This is a genomic window from Natrinema marinum, assembly GCF_024296685.1.
In the GTDB taxonomy this organism is placed as follows: Archaea; Halobacteriota; Halobacteria; order Halobacteriales; family Natrialbaceae; genus Natrinema; species Natrinema marinum.
In genome coordinates this window covers 197,444-223,507 of record NZ_CP100763.1, presented here as the reverse complement: position 1 = coordinate 223,507, position 26,064 = coordinate 197,444, and the positions used below count along the sequence as shown (strand labels likewise).

Annotated in this window: 26 protein-coding genes and 1 other RNA gene; 13 read left to right on the top strand and 14 right to left on the bottom strand. The window is 60.4% G+C overall.

Annotated features, from left to right (window positions below; genetic code table 11):
* The first annotated feature begins 14 nt into the window (after positions 1 to 14).
* The 3 genes from NKH51_RS01200 to NKH51_RS01190 all read left to right on the top strand — a co-directional run bounded on the left by NKH51_RS01200 (position 15) and on the right by NKH51_RS01190 (position 2,859).
* The gene (locus NKH51_RS01200) at positions 15 to 1,301 is read left to right on the top strand and encodes an outer membrane protein assembly factor BamB family protein (RefSeq protein WP_254763419.1); all 1,287 of its coding nucleotides are present in this window, start codon (positions 15 to 17) and stop codon (positions 1,299 to 1,301) included.
* 136 nt (positions 1,302 to 1,437) lie between these two features.
* Positions 1,438 to 1,749: signal recognition particle sRNA (gene ffs / locus NKH51_RS01195), an RNA gene on the top strand.
* 303 nt (positions 1,750 to 2,052) lie between these two features.
* Positions 2,053 to 2,859 (top strand): LolA family protein, encoded by an 807-nt coding sequence (locus NKH51_RS01190; RefSeq protein ID WP_254763418.1) that lies wholly within the window; start codon positions 2,053 to 2,055, stop codon positions 2,857 to 2,859.
* Positions 2,860 to 2,885: 26 nt separating this feature from the next.
* On the opposite strand, the gene NKH51_RS01185 is transcribed toward NKH51_RS01190, so the two are convergent.
* The 3 genes from NKH51_RS01185 to NKH51_RS01175 form a co-directional block, all read right to left on the bottom strand.
* Positions 2,886 to 3,809 carry a mechanosensitive ion channel family protein gene (locus tag NKH51_RS01185; RefSeq protein ID WP_254763417.1) on the bottom strand — a complete coding sequence of 308 codons (924 nt, stop codon included), beginning with the start codon at positions 3,807 to 3,809 and terminating at the stop codon, positions 2,886 to 2,888.
* Positions 3,806 to 4,054, bottom strand: coding sequence for a YhbY family RNA-binding protein (locus tag NKH51_RS01180; protein WP_254763416.1), 249 nt, complete (start codon positions 4,052 to 4,054; stop codon positions 3,806 to 3,808). The genes NKH51_RS01185 and NKH51_RS01180 overlap by 4 nt, the downstream gene beginning before the upstream one ends.
* A 92-nt stretch (positions 4,055 to 4,146) precedes the next feature.
* On the bottom strand, positions 4,147 to 4,425 hold the full coding sequence (locus tag NKH51_RS01175) for a ribonuclease P protein component 4 (RefSeq protein ID WP_254763415.1): 279 nt from the start codon (positions 4,423 to 4,425) through the stop codon (positions 4,147 to 4,149).
* A 206-nt stretch (positions 4,426 to 4,631) separates the two neighbouring features.
* Between NKH51_RS01175 and NKH51_RS01170 the strand changes: the two genes are divergently transcribed.
* From NKH51_RS01170 to NKH51_RS01160, 3 genes are all read left to right on the top strand, one after another.
* The gene (locus NKH51_RS01170) at positions 4,632 to 6,428 is read left to right on the top strand and encodes an ABC transporter substrate-binding protein (RefSeq protein ID WP_254763414.1); all 1,797 of its coding nucleotides are present in this window, start codon (positions 4,632 to 4,634) and stop codon (positions 6,426 to 6,428) included.
* Positions 6,429 to 6,433: 5 nt separating this feature from the next.
* On the top strand, positions 6,434 to 7,288 hold the full coding sequence (locus tag NKH51_RS01165) for a phosphatase PAP2 family protein (protein WP_254763413.1): 855 nt from the start codon (positions 6,434 to 6,436) through the stop codon (positions 7,286 to 7,288).
* A 116-nt stretch (positions 7,289 to 7,404) separates the two neighbouring features.
* A complete protein-coding gene (locus NKH51_RS01160) occupies positions 7,405 to 9,183 on the top strand; it encodes an ABC transporter substrate-binding protein (RefSeq protein ID WP_425606682.1) in 1,779 nt (592 codons plus the stop codon).
* Between the two features lie 91 nt (positions 9,184 to 9,274).
* On the opposite strand, the gene NKH51_RS01155 is transcribed toward NKH51_RS01160, so the two are convergent.
* Positions 9,275 to 9,664, bottom strand: coding sequence for a hypothetical protein (locus tag NKH51_RS01155; protein ID WP_254763412.1), 390 nt, complete (start codon positions 9,662 to 9,664; stop codon positions 9,275 to 9,277).
* A gap of 282 nt (positions 9,665 to 9,946) precedes the next feature.
* Positions 9,947 to 10,495, bottom strand: a complete 549-nt coding sequence (locus tag NKH51_RS01150) for a GNAT family N-acetyltransferase (RefSeq protein WP_254763411.1) — start codon at positions 10,493 to 10,495, stop codon at positions 9,947 to 9,949.
* A gap of 765 nt (positions 10,496 to 11,260) precedes the next feature.
* On the opposite strand from NKH51_RS01150, the gene NKH51_RS01145 reads away from it, so the two are divergent.
* Together NKH51_RS01145 and NKH51_RS01140 are read left to right on the top strand one after the other, a co-directional pair.
* Positions 11,261 to 11,872 carry a DUF1326 domain-containing protein gene (locus NKH51_RS01145; protein ID WP_254763410.1) on the top strand — a complete coding sequence of 204 codons (612 nt, stop codon included), beginning with the start codon at positions 11,261 to 11,263 and terminating at the stop codon, positions 11,870 to 11,872.
* A gap of 28 nt (positions 11,873 to 11,900) precedes the next feature.
* The gene (locus NKH51_RS01140) at positions 11,901 to 12,698 is read left to right on the top strand and encodes a DUF2182 domain-containing protein (protein ID WP_254763409.1); all 798 of its coding nucleotides are present in this window, start codon (positions 11,901 to 11,903) and stop codon (positions 12,696 to 12,698) included.
* Positions 12,699 to 13,073: 375 nt separating this feature from the next.
* Here NKH51_RS01140 and NKH51_RS01135 read toward each other — a convergent pair whose 3' ends face one another.
* The 3 genes from NKH51_RS01135 to NKH51_RS01125 form a co-directional block, all read right to left on the bottom strand.
* A complete protein-coding gene (locus NKH51_RS01135) occupies positions 13,074 to 13,403 on the bottom strand; it encodes a site-specific integrase (protein WP_254763408.1) in 330 nt (109 codons plus the stop codon).
* A gap of 937 nt (positions 13,404 to 14,340) precedes the next feature.
* Positions 14,341 to 14,685, bottom strand: a complete 345-nt coding sequence (locus NKH51_RS01130; RefSeq protein ID WP_254763407.1) for a hypothetical protein — start codon at positions 14,683 to 14,685, stop codon at positions 14,341 to 14,343.
* A 295-nt stretch (positions 14,686 to 14,980) separates the two neighbouring features.
* Positions 14,981 to 15,748: a helix-turn-helix transcriptional regulator gene (locus tag NKH51_RS01125; protein ID WP_254763406.1), complete on the bottom strand. Its 768-nt coding sequence runs from the start codon at positions 15,746 to 15,748 to the stop codon at positions 14,981 to 14,983.
* Positions 15,749 to 15,861: 113 nt separating this feature from the next.
* On the opposite strand from NKH51_RS01125, the gene NKH51_RS01120 reads away from it, so the two are divergent.
* A complete protein-coding gene (locus NKH51_RS01120) occupies positions 15,862 to 16,746 on the top strand; it encodes an alpha/beta fold hydrolase (protein WP_254763405.1) in 885 nt (294 codons plus the stop codon).
* A gap of 186 nt (positions 16,747 to 16,932) precedes the next feature.
* Here NKH51_RS01120 and NKH51_RS01115 read toward each other — a convergent pair whose 3' ends face one another.
* The 4 genes from NKH51_RS01115 to NKH51_RS01100 form a co-directional block, all read right to left on the bottom strand.
* Positions 16,933 to 17,490 carry a hypothetical protein gene (locus tag NKH51_RS01115; RefSeq protein ID WP_254763404.1) on the bottom strand — a complete coding sequence of 186 codons (558 nt, stop codon included), beginning with the start codon at positions 17,488 to 17,490 and terminating at the stop codon, positions 16,933 to 16,935.
* 246 nt (positions 17,491 to 17,736) lie between these two features.
* Positions 17,737 to 18,492 (bottom strand): DUF7847 domain-containing protein, encoded by a 756-nt coding sequence (locus tag NKH51_RS01110; protein ID WP_254763403.1) that lies wholly within the window; start codon positions 18,490 to 18,492, stop codon positions 17,737 to 17,739.
* A 282-nt stretch (positions 18,493 to 18,774) separates the two neighbouring features.
* Entirely contained in the window at positions 18,775 to 19,131 is a 357-nt protein-coding gene (locus tag NKH51_RS01105) for an ArsR/SmtB family transcription factor (protein ID WP_254763402.1), read from the bottom strand.
* Positions 19,132 to 19,206: 75 nt separating this feature from the next.
* Positions 19,207 to 19,536, bottom strand: a complete 330-nt coding sequence (locus NKH51_RS01100) for a winged helix-turn-helix domain-containing protein (protein WP_254763401.1) — start codon at positions 19,534 to 19,536, stop codon at positions 19,207 to 19,209.
* A gap of 305 nt (positions 19,537 to 19,841) precedes the next feature.
* Here NKH51_RS01100 and NKH51_RS01095 point away from each other — a divergent pair, with 305 nt between their 5' ends.
* Positions 19,842 to 20,426: a response regulator transcription factor gene (locus tag NKH51_RS01095; RefSeq protein ID WP_345779977.1), complete on the top strand. Its 585-nt coding sequence runs from the start codon at positions 19,842 to 19,844 to the stop codon at positions 20,424 to 20,426.
* Between the two features lie 7 nt (positions 20,427 to 20,433).
* Here NKH51_RS01095 and NKH51_RS01090 read toward each other — a convergent pair whose 3' ends face one another.
* Together NKH51_RS01090 and NKH51_RS01085 are read right to left on the bottom strand one after the other, a co-directional pair.
* Positions 20,434 to 22,029, bottom strand: a complete 1,596-nt coding sequence (locus NKH51_RS01090) for a bacterio-opsin activator domain-containing protein (protein WP_254763399.1) — start codon at positions 22,027 to 22,029, stop codon at positions 20,434 to 20,436.
* A 49-nt stretch (positions 22,030 to 22,078) separates the two neighbouring features.
* Positions 22,079 to 23,137 (bottom strand): sensor histidine kinase, encoded by a 1,059-nt coding sequence (locus tag NKH51_RS01085; protein WP_254763398.1) that lies wholly within the window; start codon positions 23,135 to 23,137, stop codon positions 22,079 to 22,081.
* A 348-nt stretch (positions 23,138 to 23,485) separates the two neighbouring features.
* Between NKH51_RS01085 and NKH51_RS01080 the strand changes: the two genes are divergently transcribed.
* The 3 genes from NKH51_RS01080 to NKH51_RS01070 are packed head-to-tail and all read left to right on the top strand — an operon-like array spanning position 23,486 to position 26,015.
* Positions 23,486 to 24,400, top strand: a complete 915-nt coding sequence (locus NKH51_RS01080; protein WP_254763397.1) for an ABC transporter ATP-binding protein — start codon at positions 23,486 to 23,488, stop codon at positions 24,398 to 24,400.
* Positions 24,397 to 25,206 (top strand): ABC transporter permease subunit, encoded by an 810-nt coding sequence (locus tag NKH51_RS01075; protein ID WP_254763396.1) that lies wholly within the window; start codon positions 24,397 to 24,399, stop codon positions 25,204 to 25,206. The genes NKH51_RS01080 and NKH51_RS01075 overlap by 4 nt, the downstream gene beginning before the upstream one ends.
* Positions 25,203 to 26,015 (top strand): ABC transporter permease, encoded by an 813-nt coding sequence (locus tag NKH51_RS01070; protein WP_254763395.1) that lies wholly within the window; start codon positions 25,203 to 25,205, stop codon positions 26,013 to 26,015. The genes NKH51_RS01075 and NKH51_RS01070 overlap by 4 nt, the downstream gene beginning before the upstream one ends.
* Positions 26,016 to 26,064: the final 49 nt, after the last annotated feature.

The window sequence follows — 26,064 nt, the reverse complement described above, 5'->3', positions numbered from 1 at the left end:
TCTACACCGAAACGATGGATTCGGGGAGGGAGCAGACGACCGACGGCCGATACCGCCGCGATCTGATCGCCACAGGAGCAGTCCTCGGTAGCGGACTGGCGGGGTGTCTCGGCGTACTCGGGGGGAAGAGGAGATCGAAAGAACCGGACGAAGACGCTTCGACCGACCCAACCGAACGATTTCGAGAAACGCTCGCCGCGTCCGATCCGTACCGGATGCATCAGTACGGACCGCGACACGTGGGCGATGCGGGCGGTCCCGGCCCGACCGACGCCGTTGAGGCCGTCTGGACGTTCCGCAACGGAGTTCCCGGTCCTGCGTATCAGATCGGAACGCCGGCGATCGTCGAGGGAACGGTCTACGTAGCGGAGGGGCAAGCCGTGGGTGAGGAGCGAGTGGAGTCAGTCGTGTACGCCCTCGACGGTGCAACCGGGGAGGTCGAGTGGGAGCATCCATATTCCGGGACGAACGTCGTCGGTGCGACACTGGTTGCCGACGGTTTGGTCGTTCAGGCCATTGGCTCCTCGATCGTCGCTCTCGAGACCGAATCGGGAACCGAACGCTGGCAGCTCGTTCGGGACTTCGCTACCGAACTCGCAGTCGCCGACGGGACGATGTACGCGATCAACACGACGTACGCGGACCCGCCGACGCTCGTGGCAATCGACCTCGAGACCGGCCGCGAGCGCTGGACCGCTCGGCTTTCCGACGGCGAGATGTACATTCCGACGCCGCCTGCGGTCGCCGACGGAACCGTCTACCAGGGCGGGATCGAGCTCACCGCGCTATCGGCGGCCGATGGCGACGTCCAGTGGACGCGGGATCTGGGGAACACGATCACCGGGCCGCCGACCATCGTCGGTGACACGATCTACGTCCCGGTCGGCGACGGGACTGTCGCCGCGCTCGAGCGGGACGGAACGCCGCGCTGGCGTCAGCCCATCGAAGGACGTGGCCAGGGGTGGGGACTGGAAACGGTCACATCGCCAGCAGTGGCCGGCGGAACGATATACGTCACGAACTCGGGGCAGATTACGGCGCTCGAGGCCGAAACCGGTTCGGAGCGCTGGACGGCCGAAACCTACGGCAACCGACCACCAGTTATCGCCGACGGCGTCGTCTACGTGAGCGGCCTGGACACGGTGGAGGCGTACAACGGGAGCGACGGCGGGTTCTTGTGGGGCTATCAGTCAGACGCGACGCGCTCGAGCGGCGAAAAGCTCGCGCCAGTCGTTGGCGAGACAGTCTTTTTCCCGAGTAAGGGATTGCACGCGCTCCACGAATCGGAAGCCTCGAACTGATCAGCCGTTTGTCCCGGCTCGAATGGCTTCTGCGGATACGGTCGAACCGTTTCGAGCCCCTTGTCTCGTGATAGACTACTGTGCAGTCGTGCGATCCGGGAGACGAAAGGCCCTTAAGTTCTACCCGTCTAGTTGGAAATGGACTAGGTCGGGCAGTTTGGCCCTGCTCGTCACCCGCGCTATGGTCATTAGCGGGGACCGAATCCCGCGGGCGTCCGGTCAGACCGACCGGGGCCCCGGGAGCCAACAGAGAAGCCTCGTCCGTCGGGGACAGCGGTCCACGATGGCCGTCCGCAGGGACGCCCCATCGTGGTTAGTCGGCGACAGCCCATCAGGCGCGGAAGCGAGCAGTGGACCGCCGGACACCTGTCGCTCGACGGGTCGCGGGGTGGAGAAGGCAACCGGGATTCCCCCGGCCGGAACGCCGGGCCACCGCGGTCGTCCGCATTCATACCGATCTTTGACGCTCCGTGAGCGGCTGCGCTACGCGCCTTGCTTGCTCGATAAGAGTTCGATGAAAAGCTTCCTCCCTGCGTCCTTCTTTCAGTCACTCACATCGGTCGACAGGCCGCTCGCACCACCGCGGTGCGGAGCGCCGCGCTCCCACTCGCTCACGGAGCGCACGTGACCACTCTTTTTCGAGCGAGGGATTCGGTGACTATCCAGTGCGACGATCCGCGAAACTGGCGCCGTTTGCTTTCAGTACTCGAGATGCGAACCCTTATTCGATCCTAATTTTATGCAGTATCATATGGGGAACTATCGATTTGCGGCTGTTTTGGTGCTGCTCGTGGTGAGCGTCCCGCTGAGCGGCTGTGCCGCGTTCGAGACGCCCTCGAGCGATGCCGAGGAGTCCGATTCCGAGCCCGACCCCGAGGCGGTGTTCGAAGGCGCGTACGTTCACGCCGACGACCTCGAGAGCGTCGCGGGGACGCGGCGGACCGAAGTGACGAACGGGAGCCACACGCTGACGGAAACCATGCGGGTGTACAAACGGCCGTACGTCGACCAGCGAACGAAGGTGATCGACGCGCCGGATCCGGACCAGATCGGAAACCTCTACGTGTCCAACGCCACGAAGAACTGGTTCTACTATCCGAACGCGGGGGTCGCCCAGTACTTCGAGCCGGCGGAGCCGTTCGACAACGAGGAGGTCCGATCCAGTCGGGCGGAAATGGCCGCGGAGGGCCTCGAAAAGTACGACATCGAGTACGACGGGACCGAGCGGATCGCCGGTCGAGAGACGCACGTCCTCGACGTCGCGGCGAAAAACGAGACCGTCGAGAAAGGCATCTCCGCGATCGTCGGGGACACGAAGTACGTCTACGCGCTCGAGACGAGCAACCCCAGAGAGGAGTTGCTGGTCGTCGAACAGCGGCTGTGGATCGATACGGAGTACGACTATCCGCTCAAGGAAAGAGTGGTGTTCGAGGCGCCGGACGGCGAACGAATCGTTCTGACGGACTACTACGAGTCGGTCTCGTTCAACGACGGCCTCGACGACGAGCGGTTCGCGTTCGATCCGCCGGAAAACGCGACCGTTCAGGACATCTCCTGAGCGACACAACGAGGAACCAGCGGGGCCTATTCGGCCGGCTGGACGACGCTCTGACCGTCGCCGCTCTCGATGTTGAGGCCGCCCTCGAGCGTGCGAACGGGGTAGGGGATGTCGATCCCCTCCTCGTCGAAGCGTCCTTTGACCGCGGTGACGTACTCGCCGCGGGTTCGGACGAAGTCCGCGCGCGAGGGGTTCTCGATCCAGAACCGCGACTGGAGGCCGACGTCGGAGGAGCCGAGTTCGGTCAGCCGGACGGACGGTGCGGGGTCGTCCATGATGTCGGGGTGGCGTTCGGCCTCCTCGACGATGATGTCGGTCGCCCGCTGGATGTCGTCGTCGTAGCCGATCCCGAAGACAAACTTCAGTCGCAGCTTGTCGGCGTCGACCGGGTTCTTGAGGACACCGTCCGTGAGCGCCGAGTTCGGCACCGTCAGCAGTTCGTTGTCGAAGGTCCTGACGCGGGTGACGCGGAGGCTGATGTCCTCGACGGTGCCCGCGTAGGTACCGTTTTCCCACTCGATCCAGTCGCCGATGCGGAACGGTTTGTCCGTGTAGATGAAGACGCCGGCGACGAAGTTCGAGATCACGTTTTGCATCGCCAGTCCGACGGCGAGTGCGCCCGCCGCCGCGATGCCGGCCATCGAGACGAGGAAGTTCCCGTAGTCGGCGAAGCCGAAGGCGATCGCGATCGCGACGAACACGATCCCGAAGTTCGTCAGCATCAACAGCGGGTTCTGGACGTGCTCGTCGAGGCCCCGCTTGTCGAACGCCCGTTTGACCAGCGGTCGCACGATCGCCCGGCCGACGAGCCAGATGACGACGAACGCGATGACGAACTTGATCGCGCTCTCTGCGCTCGCGGCGAGAGCCGAACTGAGGCCGGCTTCTTCCAGCGTGCGGCCGATCGGACCGAGCGCCTGTAACGGGAGCAGACCGGCTCCGCCGCTCATCGATGTACCACCGCCGTATGCCCACGCGTGTCGATCAGTTCTGCGTTGACGCGGTCGGCGAGGTCGGCCGCCTTCTCGTCGGTCGAACTCCCCGCTCGAGCGGCGCGGAGGAACTTCACCTTGACGAGGTCGCGGTTCGCGAGCTGATCGTCGAGTTCGTCGACGACGGCGTCGACGCCGCTCTTCCCGACCCAGACGGTGACGTCGAGGTCGTGTGCCCGCTGCTTGAGGTCCTGTTTATCCATGGCGCTGCATAACGAAGCGAGGCGTTTCAATCTTCTCGAATCGGAATTCGACAGTCCCGACGAGTGTCTCAAGGTGGGCCGCTGGCCGGCGATCACTCCTCGTAGGGATATCTGGCGTGAGCGCCGCAGTCGCAGGTGATCACCACGTGACCGTCCTGTAATCTAACGCGAGCGTTCGCCCCCGGCCGAAGGTACGCGTCGCACCGATCGCAGGTAAAGCGCCGGAACTCCCGCGGCAGCGTCAGTCGGTTCCGCTCTGCGACCCGTCGCGCCAGCCGCACGTAGTAGCGCGCCCGGTCGTCTTCCCCGTCCGCTGCCGCCGCTCGAGCGAGGTCGTGAAGCCGCTCGAGCCGTTCGGCGGCGAGCTCCATACGTCCCTGTTTCGTCGGTCGACCTATTGGTGTTGCGCTCCGGGGACGGGACGGCCGTCGGCGGTTCGCAGCCCTCACGCCGGTACGACAAGCCTTCACCTGTGGCGAATGTACCGCCGTTTGAAAAGATTCTTTACCCCGCCCCGTATTCGAACAGAGTGCACAGTATTGTTATATATCGAATCAAATGAGGTGTGTCATAACCAATGAATTGGAACCTCTCCCCGCCTTCAGACGGCGTCAGCAGACGCTCGTTCCTCGCTGCCGGTGCCGCCGGCGCGACAGTCGCGACCAGCGGCTGTATCGATAGCGTCCGAAGCGTCGTCGACCAGAGCGGATACAATCAACTCTCGCTGTCCATCACCACCGTTCCAGCGGACGCGGACAGACAGAACGTCCGCATCGCCCGCCGACTCGAGCAACGGCTCGAGCAGGTCGGCATCGACGTGACGCTGGATATGCGGTCGCGGTCGGAGCTCCTGGAGACGGTCCTGATCAACCAGGACTTCGACCTGTACGTCGGCCTTCACCCCGCCGACTACGACCCGGACTTCCTCTACGAGGCCCTCCACTCCACGTACGCGAGCGAGGCCGGTTGGCAGAACCCCTTCGGGTTCACCAACATGGCCTTCGATACCCGCCTCGAGGCCCAGCGGCGTACTGACGGCACCGAGCGAATCGACCACGTCCAGTCGGTCCTCCGAGGACTGGCACAGGCCAAACCGTTCGAACCGATCTGCCTCCCGGACGAAACCCGGGTCGCCGACGCGGATCGGTTCGACGGCTGGAGCGACGGCGACCTCGCGACTCGACACGGCTATCTCGGCCTCGAGCCCGCCGACGGCGTCGACCAGTTGCGCGCCCTCCTGACCAGCGGCCGCACGACGATGAACCTCAATCCGCTTTCGGCGACGTTCCGGAAGCAGGGCACGACGATCGACCTGCTCTACGACTCGCTGGGAAGCGAACGCGATGGCACCGTCGAGCCGTGGCTCGCGGAATCGTGGGAGTGGGCCAACAAGCCCACGGACGAAAAGACGAGCGGCGACGCGACGGCGAAACGGACGGCGACGGTTACCCTCCGAGAGGACTGTCGGTTCCACGACGGAACGCCGGTAACTGCCGACGATGTCGCCTTCACGTACCGATTCCTCAGGGATACGTCGCTGGGACGGGCCCACGTCCCCTCTCCATCACCACAGTACCGAGGACACGTCGGAATCGTCGACGGCATCGACGTCGAGGACGACCGCCGGCTGTCGATCACCGTAACGAGCAACCGCGAGGTCGGCGAGCGCGTATTTACCGTTCCGATCCTGCCGGAGCACGTCTGGCGAAAGCGGGTCGATCAACACGCTGCTACGGGCGACTTTACTGCCCCGCAGGGACGCTGGAGCGTCGTCACTTCGAACAACGTTCCACCCGTGGGAAGCGGCCCCTACCGATTCGAAACCAGGACCGAAGACGAGTCGCTCGTCCTCCGACGATTCGAGGACCACTTCACGCTCCGAGAGGACGTGTCGCTACCCGGACCGACCGTCGACGAACTCCGATTTTCCGTCGATCCCGGCAGCGTCTCGTCGATCGATCGCGTCGCGGACGGCGACGCCGATCTGACGGCGTCGGTACTCGGGGCCCACTCGCTGGGAACGATCCCCGATTCGTCGGCCATCGAGCGACTAGAATCGCCGTCACGGATGTTCTATCACATCGGCTTCAACGTTCGGAACGCCCCCTTCAGCAACTCCCACTTCCGGCGAGCGATCACACAGTTGCTCGACAAAGAAGCGATCGTCGAGGACGTGTTCTACGGCAACGCGACGCCCACTGCGACGCCGGTGACCGGCGAGTGGGTACCGTCCTCGCTCGAGTGGAACGGCGAGGATCCGGTGACGCCGTTCGTCGGTTCCGACGGGGAACTGAACGTCGAAGCGGCGAAGTCGGCGTTCGAGACGGCAGGGTTCCGTTACGATGATAACGGGCGCTTGCTTGGTGGCTACTAGTAGCGATGCTCGCTGAGGTTTTGATTCAGCTCGCGGTCGTGACTGTGGTCTTGCTTCTGGTCTCGGTAGCCGTCTTCATCGGCCGTGAGCACTTTGCACGAGCGCTAGCGGAGTGGCGGTCGCGTCTCAGAAGGACTGCGCCGGTCATCGCCGTCCTGCTTATCGTCTTACTGATCAATCGAGTCGCGAGGCAGACGGCACCGGCGATCTCGCGGGAGATCGGGATCCACCTGACCGCGACGTTTTACAACATCGAAGGGGAGTTCATCCTGCTCTTCCAATCGATCGCGACCCCCGAGCTGACGGCGTATTTCTCGATGATCTACGTCTACGGCTACACGTTCCTGCTGATTTTCCCGGTTATCGCGTACTTTACGCTCTCCGATACCCGGATCTTCCGTCGGCTGTTGACGGCCTACGCGCTCAACTACGCGATCGGGTTGGTCCTGTACATCCTCGTGATCGCGTACGGTCCCCGGAACGTGATGCCCGCCGAGCTCGCGCCGACGATGCTGTACGATACCAATCCGCAGTATCAGTATCTCACACGCGAAGTCAACACGAACACCAACGTCTTTCCATCGTTGCACACCTCGCTGTCGGCGACCGTGGCCACGTTCGCGGCGATGACGCGATCCGCGTTTCCGAAGTGGTTTCCCGTCGCGGTCGTGCTGGCCGCGAGCGTCGCGATCTCGACGATGTATCTCGGGATTCACTGGGGGATCGACGTGACCGCCGGATTGCTCCTCGCTGCGCTCTGTGTCAGACTCTCCGACCGGCTCGTGGGCCGCTGGTCGCTCTCCGAGCGGTTCGGCAACCGATATCAGCGACTCCGGGACCGCGACCGCGATCACGACTGAGACCGCAAGGAACCCCTCGCTACCCGGACGTCGGTACGACGATGGTGGGGACGATACCACTCACGTGAGCACAATACTGTTATATCGCGGCTGGCCAACAGTGAGAAACGAACCAAATGAACGGACGACGGGCCGCACCGAAGCGGCGCAGTCGCGACGCCGACGGCAGTTCCATCAGCCGTCGCGCCATGCTGGCAGCGACGGCCGGTCTGACCGTCTCGACGAGCGGCTGCGTACAACGGCTTCAGGACCTGGTCACCCGAAATAACATCGATCAGCTCTCGCTGACGATCACCACCCTCCCCGCCGATAGTGACAGAGAGAGCATTCGAATCGCCAACGAACTAGAGCGCGTCTTCAAGCGAGTCGGCATCGACGTCTCCTACGACATCCGGTCGGGTATCGACTTTCGCCGAACGGTACTGTACGACCACGAGTTCGATGTCTGTATCGGTCGCCATCCGGGCGGCACCGATCCCGACTTCCTGTACGAGACGTTGCACTCGCTGTACGCCGACGAGTCAGGCTGGCAGAACCCCTTCGGGTTCACCAACCTGAACGTCGACGGCTTCCTCGAGAAACAGCGCCGCGTCTCGGGCGAGAGACGCCGAGAGGCCGTCACGGCGGCCCTCGAGTCGATTGCGACCGTCCAGCCGTTCGTGCCGATCTGCGTCCCGGAGGAACACCGACTCGTCGGGACCGCTCGGTTCGAGGGCTGGGGCGAGAATCATCTCGCGACCCGGCGCGGCTATCTCGGCCTCGAGTCGGCAGTCGGCGTCGATACACTGCGGGCGAGCCACACGGACGGCAGGCCGACGAAGAACCTCAATCCACTCGCAGTCGGCTACCGCGGTCGTGGGCTGATCACCGACTTGCTCTACGATTCGCTGGCTACCGACGACCCCAGCGGGGATGTCGAACCGTGGCTCGCGGAATCGTGGGAGTGGGACGGTCGGACGGCGGACGTGCGTCTCCGCGACGGCTGTGCGTTCCACGACGGTGTGTCGGTGACGGCCAGCGACATCGCGTTCACCTATCGCTTTCTGCAAGATATGTCCCTCGGGAACCACGACGCCGCCGTCCCCACGCCTCGGTACCGCGGACGGGTCGAAACCGTCGACTCGGTCGACGTCCGCGGCCGGAATCGACTGGAGATCTCGGTCGACACGAACCGTGCGGTCGGCGAGCGCGCGTTTCTCGTTCCGATCCTCCCGGCACACGTCTGGCGCGAGCGGGCCGCCGACGCGACGGGACCGGGCGGCGTCAGCATGACACAGGGGACCACGAAGGCGGTCACCGCGAACAACGTACCGCCGGTCGGGAGCGGTCCCTATCAGTTCGCCGGCCGGACGCAAGGAGAGCAGCTGACGTTCGAGCGCTTCGATACGCACTTCACGCGCCGAGCCGGCGTTGACCTTCCGGCGCCGACCGCAGACGAGTTCACCTTCAGCATCTCTCCGAGCAGCAAGACGGCCGTGACCGCCGTCAGAGACGGCATCGCCGACGTAACGAGTACGGCACTCGAGACGGACGTCATCGATTCCGTCGAGGCGACGGAGACCACCCGACTGGTCGAGTCCCCGTCGTGGACGTTCTACTTCCTCGGCTTCAACGCGCGGAAAGCGCCGTTCAGCAACCCGCGATTCCGCCGGGTCATCGCGCAACTGGTCGACAAGGAGTGGCTGGTCGACACCGTGTTCCGCGGGAAGGCACGACCCGTCGCCACGCCGGTCACCCGGCAGTGGGTTCCGGAGAGCCTCGAGTGGGATGGGAACGACCCCGAGGTGCCGTTCCTCGGAACCGGCGGTGAGGTCGACGTGAGCGCAGCGCAAGCCGCGTTCGAAGAGGCCGGCTTCCGATACGACGAACGCGGCCGGCTCCGGGTCAGACAGTAATCAGCAGCCGTCGGCGACGACCGTATCGCGAAGGAATTCACGTCTCACTAGCCGGTGACTCGAAACGCGAAAAACGGATCCGTCGGGGTCGTTACTGATCCTCGAGCGCGTCGGCGATGCGCTTCAGCGCGCGAGTCTGGTCGCGCATCTCGTCGCGGAGCTGTCGGACCTCGCGAACGAGTTCTTCGTTGCTCTCGTCCTGTCCGCCGGCACCGGGGCCGCCCGGACCGCCGGGACCGGCACCCGGGCCGCCGCCCATCATGCCGCCCATCATCTGTGCGAACGGGTTGCCACCGCCCATGCCGCCCGGACCGCCGGGGCCGCCCGGACCGCCGCCGAACGGGCTCTCGGGGGCGTCGCCCTCCCCCTCGCCCTCTTCGGCGCGCTTCTCACGAATCTCCTCGACTCGCTCGCGGAAGGATTTCTCCTCGCTACCTTCGCCTGCGTCGTCTCCGTCGGGGGCGTCGTTTTCGTCCGTCATACCATCGGATTCTGTAGCCCGGGGGAAAAGGATTGCCATGTCTCGGACGCGCACGACGATCCGTCGCCGTCGGTTCGCGACTCCGCGGGCTCGCAACCGACGCTGAAGACGACCCGTCGGCGGTCGAACTGACCTGCTACGAGTGCGGGAAGACCCGAACCGACATTGGCGACGACGAACGCGCCTCGTGTCCGCGCTGCGAGACCGAACTCCCGCTCGAGGGAACCGGCCCGTGCTGGCCGCGAGCCATCCGGGCGCGAACCCGCCTCGGCGTCCCGCGGTTCACTCGGGGGTTGACTCGCGTTCGGGTGGGTCGCTATCGCGACGCGACGCGAGAAACGCGTCCTCGTCGGCGGAGAGGTCGCGGTCGCGAAACCGCTCGAGGCCGGCCTGGTAGCGCTCGCGCTCGGTCCAGTCCCGGTCGGCCGCGGGCGCGGGATGCTCGAGGATCAGTTCCGCGATCCCCGTCGTCTCTCCGGTGTAGGCGAACCCGCTCCGATAGAGCGCCTCGTAGGCGTAGGGGTTGTTGACGGCGATCCGAAGCCGATCGTAGCCACGCTCGAGCGCACGGTCCCTGACGCGGCGGAGAAGTGCCGGGCCGATCCCCTCGCCGCGCCGATCGCGGGCGACGGTCACGTAGCGCAGCCAGAGCGTCCCGTCGTCGGTCCGATCCTCGTTGAACGCGACGGCCGCGATGAGGCGTCCGTCGTCGGCTCGAGCCACCGCTTTGCCAGTGTTCGTCATGACGAACTTGCCCGCGTAGCTGAACCGTTCGTGATCGAGCCGCAGCTTCGGGCCGTCGGGCGGCCAGCCGAGCAGTTCGTACTCCACGACGGTCGTTTCGCGCGCCGACCACTACAATGTGCGGTTCGTCATCTCGCTGCTCGGTCCCGCGGTTCTCTCGAACGGATCGCCGGCGACTCGACGGCGCTCGAGTCGCTCCGTTCGTCGGCGAGGTCAGGAGAAACGATGCGGACGATGTTTCTACACAGAAGGATCGGGACATCGCGAGAAGTGCGCGGACCGGGATTTGAACCCGGGCCATGAGCTTGGAAGGTTCTATCACAATCCGTGTGATTTCACCCATCGAACAGGGTTCAATTCGACACGGAACGACACAGATTCAACACCGTCTTCGACAGTCACCCCGTCTCCGTCTTGCATTTTCTCCTCGTCAGCGTTCCCGGTTTCCTCGTCTCGTAATACTATCTAGGATATTATAAAGGCCCGCGTCGTGGGCTTCAGGGCGTACATCTATACTACGAACCAGTCGGTCGACGGTGTTTCAAGTCGGTCACAATCCCTCACCGCTACGGGAGGATTCTGTGATCGACTCAAACGATTACCCGAACGCGGAGGCAGAGTGCGTGATCGCTGATCCTGATTTTCCGACCGACAGAAGTTGTCAGAGAGCGGTTCCCATACCCTCGCCACCTGATCTTCGGATTCGGTAAGTACAGGGCAACAAGATACCATGCGCGTATGTTCTCCCATTGCAGGCGAATGGAAAGGCCAATTCCCGGTTTCACCAAGCGTCAGAGTTTCACCGAATAGCTTTATCATGGTGCTTGCTGGCATACCACACGGTGTTCATCAATGGTACAAGAATGGACCATCAAAGGAGACTACGTCGAAGCCTGTAACTGCGATGTCGCATGTCAGTGTGTATGGATGGAATCACCGGACGATGGCGTCTGTACTGTCTCACTGGCGTGGCATATCGAAGAAGGAAGCTACGGCGATGTCGACCTCAGTGGGGTAGATGTCGGCATGCTCATTTCGACCGATGAGGGAGTCATGTTCGCCCCCGAGACGGAGTGGGACATCGTGTTACTCCTCGACGAGACAGCCGACGACGATCAGCGCGAAGCTCTCGAAGACATCTACTCCGGCCGCGCCGGTGGCATCTGGGCACCCGTCGCTGATACACACGTCCGATCCGCAGACGTCACAACCGTTCCGATCAGTTTCTCGCGGGACGGGGTGGACTTCTCCGTCGAAATCGGTGACGCCATCGAAATGGATGCGAGCGGTGCAGTCGGATTCAACGAAGAGGTCGGTACGATCACGCCCCACCCACTGACGAAGAGTACAGAGGTACAGACCGGAAAGTCAACCACGGCCACCGTCTCCTACGACGACCAGTTCACGTGGGACGTCTCCGGAAACAACGCTTACCTCGGCGACTTCGAATTGGCGAACTCCTAAGAGCGGTAGGACAGCGACAGAGTCAATCATGGGTGCACAGGACTCGTTCCGGGATCGAATTACCCACCGACACATCCCGATCGTCGCGGTCGTTACCTACGTAATCGCGTTGCTCGCGTGGGCAGCAGTAATTGGTCGCTGGCTCCCGATGCCCGGCGGGCAGATGGGTATGAAGATGCGTATGTCCGAGCCAGGCGCACCGGAGGCGATGGCGCTCTCGAACGGGTTGACTGGCATCGGTCTCTATCTGTTCATGTGGGGGGTGATGATGGTCGCTATGATGTACCCGTCGTCAGTTCCGCTCTTCCGGCTATACGCCGAGACACTCACGGGGACGACGGCAACAGGCAAAACGATGCGAATTGGGGCGTTTATCGGGACGTACGCATTAGTTTGGACGTTGACGGGGGTTGTCCCGCTCGTCGTCAATGTGCTGGTGCCGATCGTCAGCCTCGCGGACTCCCATGGCGGCCTCCTGCTGGGTGGGTCGTTGCTACTCTTATCGGGATACCAGCTCTCACCGTACAAATACCGGTGTCTGCGGTATTGCCGGTCACCGCTTGGGTTCCTTCTGGGCCATTACCGGCCGGGAGTGCGTGGTGCCGTCAGAATGAGCTGGCAGTTCAGCGTCTTTTGTGCCGGGTGTTGTTGGGCCCTTTTCACGTTCATGGTGATCGTGGGCTCGATGAATATCGTTTGGATGGCGCTCATCGCGGTTGTGCTCTCGCTCGAACGGACGGTTGCGTGGGGTGGGCAACTGGCGCGCGGAGTCGGCATTCTTGCTGGTATTGGTGGCAGTGTTATTCTCGTGATCTCACTGGTTTAGGTTGCCCTCTCGTCTGATAAGCGAGCATATCTGTGAACGGCTGGTTCAGTAGATTGGTCGTGTAACAAACGAGACAATCGTGTACCCATTCTCTGTATTCAGCACGACTCTACCAACATCACTGATAACTGATGGAAGTGTCAACGTTAGATTCGCACTCTGCAGTGACAGTAGTCCGCGATCTGTAGAATCACACCTCAAGTTCGCATCCGGCGGACAGTCCCATCGTGATCAATCGCCGCAGCAGCACCACGATCCCATTTTCGAGGCACGTCGTCTCGTCGTGGGCCATACACGATTGTGATCACCAGGGGTATTCAGCGAGCGGTATGCAAACGCTTAGTCGACGCGGTAGCGCAACGGCAGAGGGGGTAATCACCCCATCTGCTCGAGTGCCGCCTTTCGTTCCTCGATCAGCGCACGATCGTACCGCAGCGTAGATTTGATCGATCGATGGCGCAACTGCGCTGCGGCCGCCTTCACCGTCAATTCGTTCGCCATGTACGTCCCGATACTGTGGCGCATCGAGTACCACGTCAGGTCCCGATCCCCGACTGCGATTCCGGCCTCTGCACAGATCTCTCGGAATATTCGGTTCAGTGATCCAGTCGAATACGGGTTTTCGAACCGGGTGAGCCAGAGCTGCTCCGTGTCCTCGTATTTCTCCCGATAGCTGCGTTCTTCGAGCCACCGCTCAACTGCCATCACCGTTCGATCCGACAAGCTACACTGCCAGTTCTCCGTGTATCGGTTCTCTGCCTTCCACGTTTTTCGGTAAAGCGTGTCGAGGCGGTACGCTCGTTGACGAGTCGTCGAACGGGCGTAGCCGATCGATCGCTTCGGATCTTTTCCCTCGGAGAGCATCCAGTCGACGAGCTTGCTCCGGGTCTCGGTAGGAAACGCGCTGTCGAGGACTGAGGTGTTTCGCTGACGGTTCGGGCACGAGGACGATGTTCTCTGTTTCTTCACTCATAGGTCGATGGACCGCGTACTGTCTACGTGAGGAAACCCGGAAGCAACGAGCCACGTCTCGTCCAGTTTCGCGTGAAGCCTGTTCGTGGGTCGCTGGCTTACTGCACTGAGATGGCCGCCGCTCGAATGGACGCTGACGATGCGGAGAACGGTGATGCGCGGACCGGGATTTGAACCCGGGCCATGAGCTTGGAAGGCTTCTATCACAATCCGTGTGATTTCACCCATCAAACAGGGTTCAATTCGACGCAGAACGACACAGATTCAACACCGGTTTCGACAGTCACCCTGTCTCCGTCTTGCATTTTCTCTCGTTAGCGTTCCCGGTTTCCTCGGCTCGTAATACTATCTAGGATATTATAAAGACCGGCGTCGTGAGCGTAGGGGCTTACATCCATAACACGTACCATTCGATCTACTGCTGTTTTTCAGTCGGTCATGATCTCTCGTCGCTACGGGGAGGGCTCAGTGATCGATCCAGACGATTACCCGAAGGCAGAGACAGAGTCAGTGCTCATAGATCGTGATTTCCCAACCGACGGAAGGTGTCATAGAACGGTTCCTATATCCTCACTACCTTATCTTCGGATTCGGAAAGTACAGATATAGTAGTGAGTACTCTGGCTCGGAGCTAGCGACACCGAAGTACTGCCGGAAATATTCGCAGAAATCAGGCCGGATTCGTGGTGGTAGCACGCTTCCTGACATGGTTCGCCGTCCCAACGAGAAAACCAAGGCCGCCAAGGATCGTGAGTGCCGCGGCGACGGTGACGACGAGTGGATCGGTGCCGAAGCTAAGGACGAATCCGAGCGTCGCCACGCCTGCTGTAATAGCAGGAATCTTCGCCCGGATGACCACAGCGGCAAGCGTCGTTACACCTGCAAGAGCGAGCAACACGACATTCGGCCCCTGTGGAACTGGCACAACTCCACCAAGCACGAGGAAGTACGCACTTACGGAGAAACCGAACAGGACAAGCGGTGCAAGGACTGATCGTGGGGAGACCTTCAACATATTCGATAATACATGGTTGGCGTGGTAAAATGATTTTCGACTGTTACTATAGACACTATGCATCTGTACCTATACGAGTACCATGTTCATGACCCCTGAGGACAGCGATAAGTGCAGGGTGAGCAGGTAATGGAGCGGCCGACCGATTTGTCTGGAAGATAGTAGAAACTGCGCGTTTAGAGGCTATAGCCAGTAACTTTCCACCGATATATCTCCCAATCAATCCTCGAGTCAACTGGCGTCTAAACTGTGTGAGGGTCGCGTCAACGGTCGAGTGACCACTATGAGGAAGCAACTACGAGTTGCCGCCAGGTTCTGTGCTCGAAGAGCCAACTTGTGTAGCGTTTGCTCGAAAGCGATCAATAGTTTCCCTCGCCCATTCGATCGCATCTGGGGTATCGTTTACGACCAATCCTGTGATGAGTGGTCCATCACGCAGCTCGATCGCCATCCGCGGATACGACCCCTCGGTTACGAGTATACCGAACGGAATTTCAGTGGTGGTTTTGGAGAGTACGACACGATCCGAGAGGGTAGATAATTCGTTTGGATGTGTTGATTGAAAGGATTTCAAAACCTCTTCGGGGAGCACGAGATCGGCAGTGAGACCGCCATCCAAGAATGAGCGAAATCGATCAATGTATCCTGGAGAAACAACCGGTGTAATACCGGTAATGTGGTCCGCATCGTCCAGCAGTTCCCAGAACGCTTCGAGGTGTCGTTCCACATCGGACTCATCTGGCCGGACGACATCTGCGCCAACAAGCGCTTTGGGATCGACTGACGATCCTGGAAACTCTGCCAGCAAATCCCCAGTATCGGCAGTATCCGCTAGCGTCCGATACCGTGCAAGTGCCACCACCCCAAGAAGGGTGAGCTTGAGTCCGTCCTCGGTGCGCTCGACAAGCCCAGACTCTTGAAGTTGTGACAGGCCTTTATAAATGGTCGACTTCGAGTCCGGAAGCACATCAATGAGTTCGTGCCGAGAGTACTGTTCATCAGCGAGCTCGTCGAGAACATCATGACGTAGTTGTAGCAGTTCGACAAGACCATCACCGTCCATAGAGTCAAACCTCCTACTCGGTAAACAAAAACTCATCGCTGGGAGGTCACTTCCACGCACCTCGGAATTTCCACGGCGGTGTATTCACACCCCCTGGCATCAATTCTTGAGATATGAATCAGACCAAATCTGGCACAGTGGAACAGGCACATCTCCAAGACAGTTTGTCCGAGGTCGAACTGTCACAGGGAACGATTCAGTACAGCGACATAGGAGAAGGCGAACCAATCGTGTTCGTCCACGGAGCGCTTGTTAACGGAAACCTCTGGCGAAACGTCGCTGGGCCGCTTTCTCGGGAACGCCGCTGTCTGGTTCCAACTCTCCCTCTCGGTGGTCACGAGGTCGCGATGCACCCCGACGCTGACCTTACACCGCCTGACGTAGCTGCGTTGCTCAGCGAGTTCATTGACGCACTTGGACTGGAACGAGTGACCCTGATCGGTAACGATTCGGGGGGAGCCTTTTGTCAGGTGTTTTTAGCCGAGTACCCTGAGCGTGTAGAGCGTTTAATTCTCACCAATTGTGATGCCTTTGATAGCTTTCCCCCACTACTTGCTCGTCCATTCGTCTGGGGCGCACGCGTGCCCGGCTTTACGACCTTGCTGGCCCGAACGCTCGGATCGAAGATTGCTCGTCGTCTGACGTTCAAACTCTTCGCAAAACACTCTATCAGCCCAAACATCCTTGCTGGGTATCTGGACTCATTGTGTACGGACCCAGCCATCCGACGGGACCTTCGGAAAGCGCTACTCGGTGCTTCACCCCAGTACACGAACGCAGCTGCTCAAACGTTCTCATCATTCGATCGGCCAGTTCTGGTCGTATGGGGATTTGACGACCCGATTTTCCCGTTCAAGGACGCCGAACGCTTGGTTGAATGTTTCCCTAATGCACGACTTGAACGTATCGAGGATTCCCACCTACTTGTTCCCGAAGATCAGCCCGAGCGACTCGTCGAACGTATCGCTGAGTTTCTCGATATCAAAATTACTGCCTGAATTTACCGATTCTATTGTGTCGTCACCGATCTATCTTTCGTGACTGGCCTGCGCTATGTATTCACCCCCGGCGGGTTGGTGGTGCAAGATCTCGGCCGCTTCATCGGATCTCAGTTCATAGATCGAAGAGGATTATTTAGAAATTTAATAATTATGTACCGGAAAGCGGGTGAGGACGCATACGTCTTAGAAGTCCGAGTCGTACTCTTCGAGGTCGCTTAGTTTCTTGACGACAGTAAATACGATCGGTTCGTCCGCCTTGCCAGCCCCCAGGAGCGCGACGACGTGTTCGTCGTCCGGCTCGGACACGTTGACTGTTCCTTCCGCTGTGGTCGTTCCGTTGATTCCGCTCCCGTCGTCTAAGGTGACAGACAACGTGTACTCTCCCCCATCGGCGAGAACGTCTCCGTAGAACGCCATGTTTCCTTCCTCTCCACTGTCGACCTTGTCTTGCGAAACGAGATCGAACCGCTCGTCTCGTAACGTGTCGCCGTTTGGGCCGGTTACTTCGATCGTCCCAGCGACAGACTGATCCGCTGCATTGACGACGTTCACATCTTTGAGAATTAAATTGCCGACCGCATCGGAGAGTGTCGAACAACCGGAAAGTGCAACGACGCCGCTGCTCGCGCCGACTGCCAGCACGGCTCGTCGGGTGATCGACCGCTGATCAACGGCGAGACGCTGTGAGGCTGAATTCCAGGGCATCTGTGACTTGCCATTGGAATTGGGGATAAAAAACACCAGAAGCAGAGTTTCTCGACCTGAAACCGTCTTTAGATTGAGATAGGGAGTTGGACACCGTCTAGTTAGTTCAGTTTGAGAGACAGGCAGGTCGTGGAGTTAATTCGGCTATGCAGCTCGCAGACCTTCAGCGGGTGCTATCCGGCGGAATTTGATGAATCCTGGGAGTGTGAGCGGACAGCGAACACCGTGACTAGACAGTGTCCGTGGAAGACTGCTGAACCCTCTACGAAACGAACTCGACAATTAGATGTTCGCGAACGCCTCGTCCTCTGCACCTTGGCTGTCTCGAAGTCGGATGAAGGCTTCTGCAAGGATGCCGAGTGTGAGCAACGAAAACGGGAGGTAGAACAGACCGGAGACGAGGGTCCCCATTATCTGACTGCTAACCGCAGTGACGGCAACCATGGTAATTACGGAGCCGATACCGGCGATAATCCCGTTACCGATAAATACGATTAAGAATAGCAAGAACAGCCGAAGCCAGTGTCCACGTGTCAAACTCCAGCTATCGCGTAACGCAGCAACGAAGTTCTTATCCTCAGAAGAGATATAGAATATAGCGAACGGAAATGCGACGTAGGCGATGATCCCCGGAATGAGAAAGAGAATAGAGCCGAAGGCTACGAGCAGGCCATACACGATATTACCGACGATTGCATTGATGAGAACATAGACGATATTGCGCGTGTAGTATTCGGACGGTATCGACCGCGAGTGTCCGCCCACGAACGTCCTGATCGCGACGACGGTCAAGTAGAGGAGTAATAGCAGTGAGAGGGCCGCGACACCGGCGAGGATAGAGCTAGGTGCTTCGAACGACGGGAGAGCCACGTCCGACGTTGAGACGTCCGACTGTTGCAACCAGGCCATGACTGCGCTGTAGAACGCTACCTGCCACACGAGTCCGAGGAACAGATAGGCGACTAGGAGCAACAGACCGTTTCGATTGGCGACGCGACGGAAACCGCCAGTCAACGATGAACCGATATTCAGGGTCACGATCTGAAAATTCGTTCCACTTTCAGTAGGCATATCGATGGATTTCTGTGTCAGAAACGGGTGTCGATCCCCTTCACATATCGAGGTGTGTAATGGTGAGGCAACTTCTGTGTCGTCGGCTTTTCCTGAAGCGATCCGATACGGATGACCGTTCCGAGTACGGAAGTACTCTAGATACGCAGGGATGCACCCTTCATCAGAAGTGGGCGATAGCGCCCAAAAGACAGCAACAGCCTCGCATGGTTCGATATTGGCGCGACACTGGTCTCTCGATGCTTTCTATTAATTGCCGTTCTGGACAATATCTGCATCACCCATGAGTGAAAATTCGATCTCACCAAGGATGAGTCGGAACTCCTTTCGGCATTGCCCGCAGGGCGAGGGGGCCATCGTCGTCTCAACGGCGCCGATCGATTCGAGTCGGTTGAGCCGCCGGTACACCGTCGGACGGGAGGCACCAGAACTGTCGGCAATCTCGCGGGCGGATAGTGATTCTTTGCCCAGCGCTGCGATAATCTCGTTTGTGTACTCTTCGGCCAGTACCGCCAGAAGCTCGTCGAGATCAACCGTTGGTTCCGCGTTACTCAAGGGGGTCTCGAGCGCTTTATCGGATTTGGACTTGTAATCGTTGTCGGCCATCAGTTATGCCTCTGTACCGACCGAACGACCCTGTAGTGTCCCGCTACTATTCGGAACCCTGACCAACGCCACCCTCTAGTTATGCAGAGGCAGAGCAACGTCACGTCCTCGGTCGGCTCGATCGTTCGCTTCCACTGTGATCCCGTCACTTTCGAAGGTGAGCCGAATTCGATCGACCGAGACGCAGTATCGCCGTTGATGGTGACCGTCCGCCCGCACGCTGATCGAGCTTTGGACGAGTCCTGCTGACTCGAGACTGTCCAGGCGTCGATACACGGTGGGACGCGAAATGTCCAGGCGCTCCACCAACTCCTTTGCAGAGAGTGGACCTTCGTCGAGTTCGTCAAGCACGCTTCGGGCATAATCGTCGCTCAAGAGTCTGACCGCCGCATTCGAGTCGATCATCGTCCCGTCACTCTCAGACGGGCTCCCTCGCCGTCCGGTTGGTCGCAATCTGCTACGGGATGAGTCCAGTTTCGGCATCGGTATCTGTTAATCGAACGGGACGGTCCCTATACGATGATGCTACTAATCGCAATGGTGTCGTCGCGCCACTCTAGTTATTAGTAGAGTTGTGTATCCGACCGTATTTGGCCGGCAGTTCGAACCCCTCCCCTTGCGATTACGGCCGGCCGTTCTACCCACATGTGTGCGATCACGTTCCACTTGTGACGGGATATTAGTACGGTGACAGCCTACCGGCCGGTAAGATGGGTAACGTGATGCGCGTGGAGGAGCCCCGGGTCTTGATGGTTGATGATGAGAAGAAAGTGGCCGACGCGTACGCACTCCGCCTTGAAGATGTCGCCGACGTGACCGTCGCGTACGGCGGTGAGGAAGCGCTCGAGGTCGTCGACGATCAGACGGTCCCTGATGTCGTCCTGCTCGATCGGCACATGCCCGGACTTTCGGGGGACGAGGTGCTCGAGCGTCTCCGGGAACGGGACCTCAAAACGCGGGTCGTGATGGTGACGGCGATCGACCCTGGACTGGATATCGTCGACATGCCGTTCGACGACTACCTCTCGAAGCCGGTTGAGCGCGAGGACCTTCACGCGGCCGTCGACCAGCAGTGTCAGGTCCTCGCGTACGAACTCCTCGGCGAATACTTCCGACTGGAGTCGACGCGGGCGGTCGTCGACACCGAACTTCCCGCCGACGAGATCGAGAACGATGGTCGGCTTGCTGAGATCGAGACTAGACGCACCGCCATCGAGGATCGGGTTTTAGGACTTCTCCCAGAAGTCGAGGAGCTACTGGCAGAGTTCTCGGGCATCGACCGCGGACGGTACTGATGCCGACTTACTGCTCGTCGGACATTCCCGTCCCCGGGTCGGTCGCCCCTGCCTCCGAGCCGATCACATCTGCTTCTCGGTCGGCATGAAAAAAGGCTTCAACGAGTTTTTGCTCGGCCCGCCGGAGGTGATATAGCATCGTCGACCCGGCGATGTCGAGCGTCTCCGCTACCTCCTCCGAGGTACTCCCCCGCGGCGAGGCGAAGTAGTCTGATAGATGAGCGGTCCGCAGCACCGTCCGCTGTCTGTCGGTCAGCCGCTCGTCGAGGGCGTTCTGAAACGCCTCGGCCGGCTCGGGCGTCCGGGTCGTCTCCTCCTTCGCGACGAGCTGCGTCTCCGCAACCGTGGCGTCGACGGCTTCGACCAGCCGCCGAACGTCTCCGTCTGACGGGAGTTCGGCGACAAGTCGGGCCGACTCGGAACTGTACTCCCCGTTCTTGATCGTCGCACCCCATGCTGCGAGGGTAGTTACGGGCGCTTCATCGACGATAGTCGCTTGGAAGAGCGGTTCGGTTTCTGACCGTATCTGTCGCACGTCGGTGATACCCTCACAACCTGTTAGCCACTCGTCGACGGCCTCGATCGGACCGTCGGTTGTGAGATAGCAGACGACGGCTCCGTCGCCCCGAGGGACCGCGCCGTCCAGCGACACGGTGCAGTTACCCTCGTCCGCAGCGCCGATGAACGGGATTGTCTCGTCGCGGACCCCGACGGTCACCTCGGTGACCGTATCGGCAACCAGCAGATCTTCCTGTCGCCCGGCCTTGATCGCGAATCCGGCGACACTTCCTAGCGTCTCGAGGCCGACCCGCTCCTGTTCGCTGAACCCGTTTTCCTGACCGGAATACACCGTTACGACGCCGTAGACCGTCCCCTGGTACGCGAGCGGAACTGCTAAACACGACTGGAGCCCGTTTCCGAACGCCACTCGTCGAACGCCGCGGGGAACGGCGTCGTTTTCGGCGATTGCTTCGACGAGCTGCGTTTCCCCGGACGCCACTGCTGTCTGGCCGGGCAAAGTTTTCTCGCCGCCTAGACTCTCGTCGATTCGGTCGCGAAGGTCGGTAGCATCGCCCGCCGCGGCGAGCACCCGGAGGCGCTCCTCGGAGAACTTCCGATCGCCGACCCATACGAACTTGTAGCGGTCGGTCCCACCTAGCCGCTCGCAGACTGTCCGAGCGATGTCCGAACGGTCCGACGCACCGATGACTTGCTGTAACACGGTCGCGATCAACGAGTTGATGCGTTGGACCCGGTCGAGTTGCTGGTCCAGCCGAGCGACGGTTTGTTCGGTCTCCTTACGCGGCGTACAGTCCTGTACGTATACGAGTGCGCCTTCGTCGACGCAGATGTCGACCGCGAGCCACCGATCGATCAGCGGGTAGTATTCCTCGAACGACGCAGGGGACGGTGACGCGCCGTCGAAGACTTCACGCAGCGTCCTGACAGCTGACTTCGGGAAGCTTTCCTCGATCGCCGTCCCCCGAAGTGCGGCCGGCTCGGTCTCCAACAGCGTCGTTGCGGCGTCATTGATGTCGACGATCTCCCCTTCGCTCGTCGTTTCGATGACTCCTATCGGCGCCTGTCGTAGTCGATCGTCCATTGTGTCCGAACCACCACTGTTCGCCTCCCTGTCGGCATCACTAGATCGGTCAGTCATCGTCCGCGATCGATCGAAATTCGAATCTAGCGCCACCACGCGATCCCTCTTCGACCGAGACGGTCCAGTCGTGCGCGCGGGCAATCTGCTCGACGATCGTCAACCCGAGGCCAGTTCCGCTCCCCGTCTCGGTCGACGAGTAGCCAGGCTCGAACACTCGTTCGCGCTCGCTGACTGGGATTCCAGATCCGTCGTCGGCAACGAGAAACCCGCCGTCGATGCTCTCAACCCGGACGCGGACCGCTTCGTCGCGGTCCGGTTCGGTCGCGTTCGGACTGCCTGCTGGACCGTGTTCAACGGCGTTCCGGAATAGGTTCTCGAACAGCCGCTGCAGCCTGTCGGAGTCAGCGTTGATCTGCGGCAGGCTCTCGGCGACAGAGAGTGACGCCGTTCCCGTGTCGACGGTTGCCCAGGCGTCGGCTGCAACCGTGTCGATCGCGACGCTCTCGGTTATATCGAGTGCGCGCCCTCCGCGGGCCAGCGCGAGCGCGTCTCGAATGATCTGTTCCATCCGATCGTGGGCGTCCTCGACCTGATCGAAGTGACTCGATTCACCAGTTTCCCTAGCCGCTTGAAGGTGCGCCTTCGCGACATCGAGCGGGTTCCGTAGGTCGTGAGTGATGACGCTCGCAACCCGGTTGAGTTCGACTTTATCGGCGCTCGTTGGCGCTAATTTCGTCACCAGAACATACCCGTCAACCGCATCGCCACCGTCAGATTCACCGAAGCTGCGAAGTCGGACCGGTTGTGGTTCAGCGTTGGGCTCGTCGACCGATTGGACTCTGGTCTCGACTTCGAGTGCGCCCCCGTCGGTGAGCGCGGCGCAAGCGTCTGCGGCCGTTTCCTCGTCGACTGCGCAGTTCCGAAGCAGCCACTCGCGGACGCTCGCTCCATCCGACACCGCGCTAAACTCTGCTTCGAACGCATCATTCGTAGTTGCTATCTCTGGATCCCCGCTCGAGATTTTGTAGCCGACGACCGGTTTCGGAACTGCATCGATCGCAACGGCGTCAGGCCCCTCCGCCCGAGCGTCATTCTGGTTGTCTGTCACGAAGCTCACCGGATCCCGATCCCAGAGGTAACACGACCGATTCGGTTCGTACGACAAATAATGTCAAGCCCAATTGCTTTTGTCCGATTTACTGCTGTCGAAGTCATATACTCACCGTTGTGGCTCTGTACCTATAGACGCACACTCTAGCAATACTGAGAAGCGATCTGAAACATGTTTCGGCTGCCCGACATAGCGTTTCTCCGACTGTAATTAATCTGACTGTCGGCGGAGTTCTGTGTCCCTAAGTCCACGAATTCGTCCATACCGTTAGCGTCCATCGACCGGTGTTTCTCAACGTGATACGCAGTGGCGATCATTTTCCCTCCCGTATTCGAAGCCGCAGCTATGACGGCAATCTCCGTCAACGGACTGTCGAAGCGGTACGCAACTATCACAGCGCTCGATCGGGTCTCACTCTCCGTCGAGGAGGGTGAAATTTTCGGGTTTCTTGGCCCGAACGGCGCCGGCAAGTCTACGTTCATTAATATTCTGCTGGACTTCGCGCGGCCGACTGACGGAACAGCCGAACTGTTCGGTCACGACTGCCAGTCAGAGGGCGTCGCAGCCCGTGAACGCGTCGGCGTGCTCCCCGAGGGGTACTCGGTGTTCGACCGGCTCACCGGCCTCCAACATATCGAGTACGCCGTTCGGTCCAAAAACGCCGACGACGATCCAATAGAGATCCTCGATCGCGTCGGCGTCCGGGAGGCAGCCGACCGGCGGGCCAGCGACTACTCTAAGGGGATGAAACAGCGCCTCGTACTGGGGATGTCACTCGTCGACGATCCCGATCTGTTGATCCTCGACGAACCGACGTCGGGGCTAGACCCGAACGGTGCTGCCGAGATTCGGTCGATCCTCCGTGAGGAGAGCGAGCGCGGCGCCACGATATTCTTTTCCAGCCATATTCTCGAGCAGGTCGAAGCGATCTGCGACCGCGTCGCTATCCTGCAGGAAGGCGAACTCGTCGCTGTCGACTCGATCGACGGACTCCGGCAGTCGATCGGCGGCGGCACCAAGCTCCTGATCGACGTCAACGAACTGGACGATTCCACGGCCGAGGCAGTCCGAACCGTTGACGGCGTTGAGACGGCGACGGTCCGCGATGGATCGACGCTCGAGGTGACCTGCACGAACGACGCGAAGATGAACGTCATGGTCGAACTTCAGGGTCTGGGGGGGGACGTGGTGAATTTCCGGACCGAGGAAGCTTCACTCGAAGATATGTTCGTCGCGTACACTGGGGGCCGTCGAGAATGAACTGGCAGACCATCGCCCGAACAGATAGCGCGCTCGCCGTGAAGCCACGATCGACCCACCTACTGCTCGGGCTGCCGGTCGTGACGATTCTCGCAGCAGCATACCTTTACCCGTTGCTCGGCGCTGATCCGATCACGACTGCGCGCTTTGCCGGGTTTGTCGATAGCTGGCTCGCGACCGTCATTCCCCTAACCGGTATCTTACTAGGCTATGATGCGGTCGTGGGTGAGCGTGAATCCGGCGCGCTGTTGCTCTCGCTGTCGCTGCCGCACGGACGGGATGACTTCGTCCTTGGAAAGGTCCTCAGCCGCGTCGGACTATTGAGCGGCGCTATCCTCGCTGCGATGGTTGTCGGTGCGGGACTCGTCGTTTATCCGTTCGGCCAACTTGTCGTCGTGCGGTTTTGCGGCTTCGTCGCGACGACCGTCGCCTTCGGGGCGATCTGGACGAATCTCGGGATCGCCGCGTCACTTTCGACCGCAACCAAACAGCGTGCGTCTGTACTCGCGTTCGGACTGTTCTTCTTGTTCGTGATGGTCTGGGACGGTATCGCTAGTGCCCTCCAATTCGGGCTGAATCGGGTCGGCCTCACCGATGGCCCCCTTCCAGGTCCCGTTCAGTTCATTTTCGATCTCGAGCCCGGCGCCGTCTTCCAGCGAGTGACTGCAGGCTTTCTCGATCCGGGTACCAGTGTCGACGGTCCCTGGTATCTTAGCGAGTGGGTCGCGCTCGTCGTCTTCGTCCTCTGGTTAATCGGACCTCTGGCACTGACTTATAGCCGGTTCGCCGGCAGTGATCTGTCATGAGCTGGCGAGATGTAGCGCACAAGGACATTCACGACGCCAGCCGATCCCTGACGCTCTGGGGACTGTTTGGATTCCTATCGCTCCTGTTCATCGGCTACGCCGTTGCGTACGCCTACTCCGGTGACGAGACGTTCGTGGGGTTCGTCGCCGGTATCGTCGCGATTGTCGACCCCGTCCTACCGGTGCTTGGTATTTTGCTGGGCTACCGTGCGATCTCCGACGAGCGGAACGACGGGAGCCTCTTGCTCTCGATGTCGCTCCCGCAATCACGTACGGAATTGCTCGTTGGAAAGGCGCTGGGCCGGACAATCGTGTTGCTGGTACCGACGCTTCTCGGATTGTCAATCGCCGGGCTCTACGCGGCGCTGCGGTACGGAACCAAGGGTGTGATCGCGTATCCGTGGTTCCTCTTCGCAACCGTCCTTTACGGCGCGTCGTTCGTCGCGGTCGCCGTTGCGCTTTCAGCGTCGACAACGAACGACCGCCGAATTACCCTCGGCGCTGTTGGGGCATACGTGCTAATGGCGGTTCTCTGGCGCCGCCTCATCTCATTTGGCGTCGCATTCCTCCACCGTTTCGACCTCAGCTTGGGAACGCCCGACTGGGCGCTGTTTCTCCAGTTAGCCGAACCCGGCGAATCGTACGCCAGACTCTTGCGCGCAGGGTTCGACATTGACCGAGCAAGTCGATACGCCGTGGACGGAGTGCCGATGTTCGTCGACTGGTGGGCCGCACTGGTGTTGCTCCTCATCTGGATCGCGGTTCCGCTGGCAGCCGGCTACCGTCGGTTCGGGTCCAGTGATCTATGATTAGATCTCTTCGTTCAACCGTTTCGGCGACTGCGAGGGCCGTGGGATC

What these genes read in the sequence shown, in the direction of transcription:
- NKH51_RS01200 (WP_254763419.1), top strand. Translation starts at nt 15, where the DNA reads ATGGATTCGGGGAGGGAGCAGACGACCGACGGCCGATACCGCCGCGAT.
- NKH51_RS01190 (WP_254763418.1), top strand. Translation starts at nt 2,053, where the DNA reads ATGGGGAACTATCGATTTGCGGCTGTTTTGGTGCTGCTCGTGGTGAGC.
- NKH51_RS01185 (WP_254763417.1), bottom strand. Translation starts at nt 3,809, where the DNA reads ATGAGCGGCGGAGCCGGTCTGCTCCCGTTACAGGCGCTCGGTCCGATC.
- NKH51_RS01180 (WP_254763416.1), bottom strand. Translation starts at nt 4,054, where the DNA reads ATGGATAAACAGGACCTCAAGCAGCGGGCACACGACCTCGACGTCACC.
- NKH51_RS01175 (WP_254763415.1), bottom strand. Translation starts at nt 4,425, where the DNA reads ATGGAGCTCGCCGCCGAACGGCTCGAGCGGCTTCACGACCTCGCTCGA.
- NKH51_RS01170 (WP_254763414.1), top strand. Translation starts at nt 4,632, where the DNA reads ATGAATTGGAACCTCTCCCCGCCTTCAGACGGCGTCAGCAGACGCTCG.
- NKH51_RS01165 (WP_254763413.1), top strand. Translation starts at nt 6,434, where the DNA reads ATGCTCGCTGAGGTTTTGATTCAGCTCGCGGTCGTGACTGTGGTCTTG.
- NKH51_RS01160 (WP_425606682.1), top strand. Translation starts at nt 7,405, where the DNA reads ATGAACGGACGACGGGCCGCACCGAAGCGGCGCAGTCGCGACGCCGAC.
- NKH51_RS01155 (WP_254763412.1), bottom strand. Translation starts at nt 9,664, where the DNA reads ATGACGGACGAAAACGACGCCCCCGACGGAGACGACGCAGGCGAAGGT.
- NKH51_RS01145 (WP_254763410.1), top strand. Translation starts at nt 11,261, where the DNA reads ATGGTACAAGAATGGACCATCAAAGGAGACTACGTCGAAGCCTGTAAC.
- NKH51_RS01140 (WP_254763409.1), top strand. Translation starts at nt 11,901, where the DNA reads ATGGGTGCACAGGACTCGTTCCGGGATCGAATTACCCACCGACACATC.
- NKH51_RS01135 (WP_254763408.1), bottom strand. Translation starts at nt 13,403, where the DNA reads ATGGCAGTTGAGCGGTGGCTCGAAGAACGCAGCTATCGGGAGAAATAC.
- NKH51_RS01130 (WP_254763407.1), bottom strand. Translation starts at nt 14,685, where the DNA reads ATGTTGAAGGTCTCCCCACGATCAGTCCTTGCACCGCTTGTCCTGTTC.
- NKH51_RS01125 (WP_254763406.1), bottom strand. Translation starts at nt 15,748, where the DNA reads ATGGACGGTGATGGTCTTGTCGAACTGCTACAACTACGTCATGATGTT.
- NKH51_RS01120 (WP_254763405.1), top strand. Translation starts at nt 15,862, where the DNA reads ATGAATCAGACCAAATCTGGCACAGTGGAACAGGCACATCTCCAAGAC.
- NKH51_RS01105 (WP_254763402.1), bottom strand. Translation starts at nt 19,131, where the DNA reads ATGGCCGACAACGATTACAAGTCCAAATCCGATAAAGCGCTCGAGACC.
- NKH51_RS01100 (WP_254763401.1), bottom strand. Translation starts at nt 19,536, where the DNA reads ATGATCGACTCGAATGCGGCGGTCAGACTCTTGAGCGACGATTATGCC.
- NKH51_RS01095 (WP_345779977.1), top strand. Translation starts at nt 19,842, where the DNA reads ATGGGTAACGTGATGCGCGTGGAGGAGCCCCGGGTCTTGATGGTTGAT.
- NKH51_RS01090 (WP_254763399.1), bottom strand. Translation starts at nt 22,029, where the DNA reads ATGGACGATCGACTACGACAGGCGCCGATAGGAGTCATCGAAACGACG.
- NKH51_RS01080 (WP_254763397.1), top strand. Translation starts at nt 23,486, where the DNA reads ATGACGGCAATCTCCGTCAACGGACTGTCGAAGCGGTACGCAACTATC.
- NKH51_RS01075 (WP_254763396.1), top strand. Translation starts at nt 24,397, where the DNA reads ATGAACTGGCAGACCATCGCCCGAACAGATAGCGCGCTCGCCGTGAAG.
- NKH51_RS01070 (WP_254763395.1), top strand. Translation starts at nt 25,203, where the DNA reads ATGAGCTGGCGAGATGTAGCGCACAAGGACATTCACGACGCCAGCCGA.